This is a genomic window from Lacrimispora amygdalina (assembly GCF_003432035.1).
In the GTDB taxonomy this organism is placed as follows: Bacteria; Bacillota; Clostridia; order Lachnospirales; family Lachnospiraceae; genus Lacrimispora; species Lacrimispora amygdalina.
The window spans coordinates 1-7,515 of the sequence record NZ_QOHO01000082.1; the positions used below are offsets into that span (position 1 = coordinate 1).

The following is a 7,515-nucleotide window of genomic DNA, read 5'->3' on the forward strand; positions in this document are numbered from 1 at the left end:
AAGGGTTACAATAATATAGGACAGAGAAAAAGTCACACGGTAAGACGAAAATCTTCTGCCATGTGGCTTTTTCTGTACCCTATATGAAATTTCCAGAAAGGAGGAAGCCAATGGAAACCAAGAAAACCAAGTACACAGCCCTCTATGAGCGATTGAGCCGTGACGATGAAATGCAGGGCGAATCCAACAGCATTACCAACCAGAAGAAATATCTGGAGGAGTATGCACGGTCACAGGGATTTAAGAATATCCGCCATTTCACGGACGATGGTTATAGTGGTGTTGATTTTAACCGCCCCGGCTTTCAAGCTCTGATTGCCGCAGTCGAGGCAGGAGAAGTCGATGTTGTCTGCGTAAAGGATATGTCGAGGTTTGGGCGTAACTATCTGAAAGTCGGTTTTTACACGGAAATTATGTTTCCCGAAAAAGGTGTCCGATTTATCGCCATCAACAACGGCGTGGATAGTGCCAATCCGAGCGAAAATGACTTCACTCCGTTTTTGAACATTATGAACGAGTGGTATGCAAAGGACACAAGCAACAAAATCCGTGCTATCTTCCGTTCAAGGATGCAGGACGGAAAACGATGCAGCGGTGCTATCCCTTATGGTTATAAGCGTGACCCGGAGGACAAGAACCATCTGCTGATTGACGAGGAAGCCGCAAAGGTAGTCCGCAGGATATTCCAGATGATTATTGACGGTATGGGGACAAAGGCGATTGCAAACAAGCTGTCCGAGGAAAAGGTGCTGATACCGTCTGCCTATCTGGAACAGTCCGAGCATGGAGAGAGCCGAAACCACAGCTACCATGACCCCTACCGTTGGAACTGTACCGCAGTTGCCTACATTCTTGAAAAGCAGGAATACATGGGGCATACCGTGTTGGGCAAGACCATCTGCGAGAACTTCAAGACCAAGAAACGCAGGAAAGCCAGACCCGATGAACTTATCATCTTCGAGAATACCCATGAAGCCATTGTCGATGAAGAAACATGGCATCTGGCACAGAAGCTCCGCAGGAAAACAAAGCGAACTCTGGCAAACGGGACTTACTCCCATCGCCTGTCTGGACTGCTTTACTGTTCGGATTGCGGAAAACGCCTGTCCTATGCAAGCCCACATTCACAGCACAGAGCAGACGGAAAAACCTACGATGCAGACAGCAACTTCCGCTGTCCTACCTACAAATCCATGTACGGCGAGTGTACGATGCACTTTATTAAGGCATCCACTCTGGACAGTCTGGTGGATGAAGCTATCCGCAAGGTTGCCGCCTATGTGCTGAAAGATGAACAGGCATTTTTACAGCAAGTTAAAGAGCTTACAAGTGCCAGTCAAGCAGTTGTGCAGACCGACAGCAAAAAGGAGCTTGTGACCGCAAAAAAGCGTATTGCAGAACTGGATAATTTCATCAAGAAACTCTATGAGGGCAACGCATCCGGCAAGATACCCGACAGACAGTTTGAAAAGCTCATGGCTCAGTATGACACCGAGCAACAGGAGCTTGAAGCAAGGGTCGCTGAAATCAAAGCGAAGATCAGTGAACTCCGGCAAGAGGAAGAAAGCGGAGAAATGTTTGTCCGACTGGTAAAGCGATACCGTGACTTTACGGAAATCACACAGACCATGCTCAACGAGTTTATTGACAAAATCGTTATCTTTGAAGCCACAGGCGGCAGAACGGTCAACCGTAGCCAGAGGATTGATATTTACTTCAATTTTATCGGTCAGTTTGTGGTGGAAGATACCGAAGAAGAAATCCTGTCAAAGCAGGAGGAAGAAAAGCGACTGGCAGAACTCAAAGAGCAGGAACGCAAAGACCGCAGAAATGAGACTGTCCGCAGATACAGACAGCGTAAAAAAGAGAAACAAGCCGCAGAAGCGGAAGCTGAAAAATCCCGTTGTGCGTAATCATCAAAATATAAATTTCAAGGAGGAAAACACTATGGAACTCAACTTTATCAAATGCGGAGACTACTATGTTCCCGACATCAAGCTGAAAGAAACGAATATCCGTCTCGGAAAATGGGGGCGAATGAGAAAGGAATATCTGCGACTGGCACAGCCCATCACTTTCTCCGAAATGGTACTGTCCGAAACGCTCTATGAGCATTGTGCCGAGATTGAGGAAACCGCCAAGAAGCGACTGGAAATCATCATTCCGCAGCTTGCAAAGGCATACGGCGTGACGGAGCAGTTGAAAGCCGAAAACCAAATTGAATGGGTTCGCCAGATGAACGCTTGCGTTGCACAGGCAGAGGAAACCATCAAGGGCGAATTGATTTACTGCTGAGAAAGGAGTTGAATTTATGATTTTAGAAGCGTTGTTCAATGGCGAGATTTACGCAAGCGAAAATGTCGTACCGAAGTCCGACAAGTTCCGTGAAGCCACCGGGGAGATTGCAAGGATTATGTCTTTCTTCGAGGGCAAGCTGAGCAAAGAGGACTACGCTCTGCTTGAAAAGCTCTGCGACAGTCACGCAGACGAGGGCAACATGACCAACGAAGTCCAATTCAAGTATGGCTTTACAATGGGCGTTCTGATGATGTGTGAAATCTTCCACAGCCCATTCTTCCCATCTATCAAGTAAGAGTATAAAACTGGACAATTCAGCAAGTCCAGACCCCACAATTTCATACCGTAAGCAAAGCGACAGGTATTTCCTTGTGAAGTCTCTGTCGCTTTTCATTTTCACAATTTCAAGGAGGATTTATCTATGAGAATGTCTATGAACGAAAAGAAAGCCCTTTATGCCTTTGGCTGTCCGAACCGTGAAGCCACCGTTGAACGCTTGCGTTATGTGGCTGCACTTGCTCCCGATCCTGCGGCAAAGAAGCTGTTCTTCACTCTGGCGGTCAAGTTGAGTGAAGAGAGCTGCGACAGTTGGTATCGCTGCTTCTTCTACAACATGAGACTGGAAGTGGAACGCTTCCCCCACCACAAGTACCACCCGGACAGTCTCCGTGTTCAGCTTAGGGAGATGTACCATGAGTAAGCTGACGAAGTACGAAAAGGAAACCATCGTCCTGTTCAACGAGGGCGAGGACACAGCACACATCCAGACCTACAATGCCGGACTGCGGAACAGGCTGGCGGTGTTCTCCAAGAAGTACCCCGACCTCTGCCGACTGGATAAAACCTACGAGCAAGGCGGTGTGTCCTATGTTCTGGACAAGTCCCGACTGTCCATCCGTCTGCAACCGCCTTACAGCGAGGAACGCAGACGAAAAGCAAGCGAGAACGCCAAGCAAAACGGTTTCGCCAGTCAGATGGAATAATGTAGCGTTTGGGGTTGATATGCGGTCAAAATGTCGGGTCTGCATCCGATGTTTTGACCGCATCTACATAGTATCGATATAGCGATATGCTTTGAACCCAAATAACTTCTTTTCGTTATAAGATTGAGATTTACAATTTAATATTGAATTTTGTGATTTTTTGTGATATAATATAATAACTGATATTGTAACGACAAGGAGGCTATGATATGGCTGTTAGCTATAATAAACTATGGAAACTACTAATTGACAAAAATATGAGCAAGACACAGCTTATCAAGGCTGCAAAAATAAGCACAAATGCAATGGCGAAGCTCGGAAAAAATGAAGATGTTCGAGTTGAGGTTCTGGTCAAGATATGTGGTGTTTTAGAATGCACGATGGATGACATTATGGACTTTGTTGATTGACTATTGCTTGTTAGGAGGATAGCAAATGAAAGATAAAGAAGCTAAGGCGAGAATAGTCATCAACCAGTTGCTTATGGATGCAGGATGGCGATTCTTTGATTCAGATAAAGGAAAAGCAAATATACAACTCGAACCCAATGTCAAATTGACAAAGATGGTGTTGGATGGGCTTGGTAATGATTTCGAGAAAACTAAAAATGGATTTGTTGATTATCTTTTATTGGATGAGAAAAACAATCCTTTATTAGTTCTTGAAGCTAAAAAAGCGGGAAAACATCCGCTTGACGGAAAAGAACAGGCACGAAACTATGCATTATCATTAAGGGCAAAGTATATCATTTTGTCAAATGGTGATTTGCACTATTTTTGGAATTTGAAAAAAGGCAACCCAGAGCTTATTACATCATTTCCGACTTACGAATCGCTGATGGAAAGCAAAGCTCTAAATGCTTCAACAAAACCTCTTATTGATACGGTTCTCGACAAATACTATATTGCCACTTCACAAGAACCGGGACTCGAATATACAAGTGCATGGAAAAGCGGCAACGATGAACTTCTGATGGACTATTGCTTCGGCAGAAGTTTAAGAGTTATGCGTTACTATCAGCTTGAAGCAGTAAAAAGCATTCAGAAAGCTGTTAAAGACGGAAAAACCAGATTCCTTCTTGAAATGGCTACAGGAACAGGTAAAACATTAACATCTGCGGCAATTATCAAGCTGTTCCTGCGCTCAGAAGTGGCTAACAGAGTATTGTTTTTTGTTGACCGTATAGAGTTGGAAAATCAAGCACTTAAAGATTTTAGAAGGTATTTATCGAAAGATGGAATCAAGTCTGTTATTTACAAAGAAAATAAGGATGACTGGAACTCTGCGGATGTGGTTATTACGACAATACAGTCATTTTCGTACAATAGTAAATACAAGACATTGTTTTCTCCGTCTGATTTTGACCTTGTAATTTCAGATGAAGCTCATAGAAGTTTAGGAGCTTCAAACCGTGCAATCTTTGAGTATTTTATGGGTTATAAACTCGGACTTACAGCTACACCTAAAAATTATTTGAAAGGTGTCGAGTTTGATATTACAGATCCACGAGAAATCGAGCGTAGAATCTTACTGGACACATATCATATTTTTGGATGTGATAGCGGAACCGCAACATATAGTTATACCCTGTTGGACGGTGTGAGAGATGGTTATTTGGTCAATCCTACCGTTGTTGATGCACGAAGCGAGATAACCACGCAGCTTCTATCTGACAAAGGGCTGATTCTAAAAATCGAAACAGACGATGATGGGTCTGACGAATCAGAAAATACAACTGAAACCAAATTTACAGCCAAGTCTTTTGAGAAAAAGTTCTTTTCCGAAAAAACAAACGAGTTGTTTTGCAAGATATTTTTGGAAAACGCATTACGAGACCCAATATCTCACGAGATAGGTAAAAGCATTCTGTTTTGCGTCAATATTGCTCACGCAAGAAAAATAACAGCAATCTTGAACGAATTAGCAGAAAGAGCTTTCCCAGGAAAATACAATTCCGATTTTGCTGTTCAAGTAACATCTAATGTTGACGGAGCACAGCAAATGACAATTAATTTTGCAAATAATAATTTGAACGGAAAAACTTCTTGGATTGATGAATATGAATCAAGCAAATCAAGAGTTGCCGTTACCGTAGGTATGATGACAACAGGATATGACTGTTCGGACATTCTAAATTTAGGCTTTTTACGACCTATTTTTTCTCCGGCCGATTTCATTCAGATGAAAGGCAGAGGAACTCGTACATATTCCTTTAAGTACGATCAAACCGAAATAAAGAAATCGACATTTAAGCTGTTTGATTTTTTTGCTGTGTGTGACTATTTTGAAAATGATTTTAACTATGATGAAAAAATCAACATACCCAAATCAGCGTTAGGTGGAGAAAGCGACAATCCGGGCGGCGGAGAATATCATCCGCCTCATTCAAATGAGCCGTATGTGTCAAACCTTGGAGATAAGGTGGTCACTTATGATGAAGCTCTCGTTGGCTTAGACGGAATGAAAATTGACAGGAAGTTTTATCAATCGTTTGAAGAAACCGTACAGAATGATGTAGTGTGTCAGGATATTATTTCTGCCGGCGATGGTGACAGGCTGGAGCAATATTTGAGAACAAACATCTTCGATAAACCTGCTGAATTTTACAACATCAAGAAACTTGAACTTGCGCTCGGACTTGATAGACGTTTGAGTCTAAAAGAACTCGTTCAGTATTTGCTTGGAAACATTCCAAGGTTTAAAAACAGGCAAGAGATGGATTTATGTGAGACCATCCCGAAATTTGTGTAAACCTTCATTGAGGTGTAAAATGGAAGCACTACAATGGAGGTTTTGTATATGGCTAAAAGAAATCGCAGTCCGGAAGAAGTGGAGCGCCGTGCCAAGATTCGGGAGCTGTTGCAAACAAGCAACATCAGCAGCATGGATGATATTCAGAACCTGTTCAAGGAAACCATTGCCGAGTTTATGGAAAACGGCCTTGACGCGGAACTGGACGAGGAACTCGGCTACAGCAAGTATGACTACCGGAACAAAGAAACATCCAACAGCCGGAACGGGCACAGCAGTAAAACCTTGCGCACCAGTTTCGGCAATGTGGAGGTTGCCGTGCCGCGGGACAGAGACGGAGAGTTTGAGCCGCATCTTCTGAAAAAGAACCAGACGAGCGTCAGCCAAGACATCGAGGAAAAGATTCTGTCCATGTACGCCAAAGGGATGACCACCGGAGATATAGAAATGCATATCCGGGATATCTACGGTGTAGCGGTTTCAGATACCACGGTCAGCCGGATTACGGACAAGATTCTGCCGGTTGCAAAGGAATGGCAGCAGCGCCCGCTGGAAAGCGTCTATGCGGTAGTTTTTCTGGATGCAATCCACTACCACGTCCGCAGCGAGGGGCAGATCGTAAAAAAGGCTGTTTACATCGCCATCGGCGTGAATCTGGACGGTCATAAAGAGGTTCTGGGCATGTGGGTCGGTGAAAACGAGAGCGCCAAGTTTTGGGCCACTGTGCTCAACGGCCTGCGCAACCGCGGCGTAGAGGATATTTTCATCGCATGTACGGATAACCTGTCCGGTTTTTCTGAGGCCATTGAGGCGGTTTTTCCCAAAACGGAGATCCAGAACTGCATCCTACATCAGATTCGCAATTCCACCAAATATGTCTCTTACAAAGACTTAAAAACGTTGATGGCGGATCTGAAGGCGGTTTATGCCGCCGTGGACGAGCCGTCCGCTTTGGATGCCCTCAGCGTTTTCTCCGAGCACTGGGACAAGAAGTACCCCAAGATTTCCGCCTCCTGGCGGGAAAACTGGCCGAATCTGAGCACCTATTTCAAGTACCCGCAGGGAGTGCGACGACTCATTTACACGACAAATGTTATTGAAGGCTTCAACCGTCAGCTCCGAAAGGTGACAAAGACAAGGTCGGTTTTCCCAACAGATGACAGTCTGCTGAAAATGCTGTACCTGGCGATGGCCGACATCACAAAGAAATGGACCGGGCGGCGGCAGGACTGGAGCGTTATTCATGCGCAGCTTTCTATATTTTTTGCCGGTCGGATGCCTGGCTAACATCATCCGCACAGGAAATCAAGGGTAAATAAACGGCTTCGCCGCCCTTGACTTCCTATGCGCCTGCTGTTATATTGCAGATATGGCGGCATCGGATAAGGCCGCTGCCGCCACATAATATTTTGCTCCATTTTACATTCGATTTTGGAGTTTACACAAAATACGGGATACACCCATTTATGTCAATATAGTAGAC

The 7,515-nt window shown here is 44.5% G+C and carries 8 protein-coding genes; all 8 read left to right on the forward strand.

Annotated elements, in window-relative coordinates; all coding sequences use genetic code 11:
* Window positions 1–110 precede the first annotated feature (110 nt).
* A complete protein-coding gene (locus tag DS742_RS23175) occupies window positions 111–1,913 on the forward strand; it encodes a recombinase family protein (RefSeq protein WP_117419333.1) in 1,803 nt (600 codons plus the stop codon).
* A 34-nt stretch (window positions 1,914–1,947) separates the two neighbouring features.
* The gene (locus DS742_RS23180; RefSeq protein ID WP_117419334.1) at window positions 1,948–2,295 is read left to right on the forward strand and encodes a TnpV protein; all 348 of its coding nucleotides are present in this window, start codon (window positions 1,948–1,950) and stop codon (window positions 2,293–2,295) included.
* A 16-nt stretch (window positions 2,296–2,311) separates the two neighbouring features.
* Window positions 2,312–2,593, forward strand: a complete 282-nt coding sequence (locus DS742_RS23185; RefSeq protein ID WP_117419335.1) for a DUF6809 family protein — start codon at window positions 2,312–2,314, stop codon at window positions 2,591–2,593.
* Window positions 2,594–2,719: 126 nt separating this feature from the next.
* Window positions 2,720–2,998, forward strand: coding sequence for a ferredoxin (locus DS742_RS23190; RefSeq protein WP_242996706.1), 279 nt, complete (start codon window positions 2,720–2,722; stop codon window positions 2,996–2,998).
* Entirely contained in the window at window positions 2,991–3,281 is a 291-nt protein-coding gene (locus tag DS742_RS23195; protein WP_117419336.1) for a molecular chaperone, read from the forward strand. Before DS742_RS23190 ends, DS742_RS23195 begins: the two co-directional genes overlap by 8 nt.
* Window positions 3,282–3,490: 209 nt before the next feature.
* Window positions 3,491–3,691 (forward strand): helix-turn-helix domain-containing protein, encoded by a 201-nt coding sequence (locus DS742_RS23200; RefSeq protein WP_117419337.1) that lies wholly within the window; start codon window positions 3,491–3,493, stop codon window positions 3,689–3,691.
* Between the two features lie 25 nt (window positions 3,692–3,716).
* On the forward strand, window positions 3,717–6,032 hold the full coding sequence (locus tag DS742_RS23205; protein WP_117419338.1) for a DEAD/DEAH box helicase family protein: 2,316 nt from the start codon (window positions 3,717–3,719) through the stop codon (window positions 6,030–6,032).
* Between the two features lie 48 nt (window positions 6,033–6,080).
* Window positions 6,081–7,319, forward strand: coding sequence for an IS256 family transposase (locus tag DS742_RS23210; protein ID WP_117419339.1), 1,239 nt, complete (start codon window positions 6,081–6,083; stop codon window positions 7,317–7,319).
* Window positions 7,320–7,515: the final 196 nt, after the last annotated feature.

Bases quoted from the DNA above. Each gene is read 5' to 3' on its own strand.
- DS742_RS23175 (WP_117419333.1), top strand. From the start codon at position 111: ATGGAAACCAAGAAAACCAAGTACACAGCCCTCTATGAGCGATTGAGC.
- DS742_RS23180 (WP_117419334.1), top strand. From the start codon at position 1,948: ATGGAACTCAACTTTATCAAATGCGGAGACTACTATGTTCCCGACATC.
- DS742_RS23185 (WP_117419335.1), top strand. From the start codon at position 2,312: ATGATTTTAGAAGCGTTGTTCAATGGCGAGATTTACGCAAGCGAAAAT.
- DS742_RS23190 (WP_242996706.1), top strand. From the start codon at position 2,720: ATGAGAATGTCTATGAACGAAAAGAAAGCCCTTTATGCCTTTGGCTGT.
- DS742_RS23195 (WP_117419336.1), top strand. From the start codon at position 2,991: ATGAGTAAGCTGACGAAGTACGAAAAGGAAACCATCGTCCTGTTCAAC.
- DS742_RS23200 (WP_117419337.1), top strand. From the start codon at position 3,491: ATGGCTGTTAGCTATAATAAACTATGGAAACTACTAATTGACAAAAAT.
- DS742_RS23205 (WP_117419338.1), top strand. From the start codon at position 3,717: ATGAAAGATAAAGAAGCTAAGGCGAGAATAGTCATCAACCAGTTGCTT.
- DS742_RS23210 (WP_117419339.1), top strand. From the start codon at position 6,081: ATGGCTAAAAGAAATCGCAGTCCGGAAGAAGTGGAGCGCCGTGCCAAG.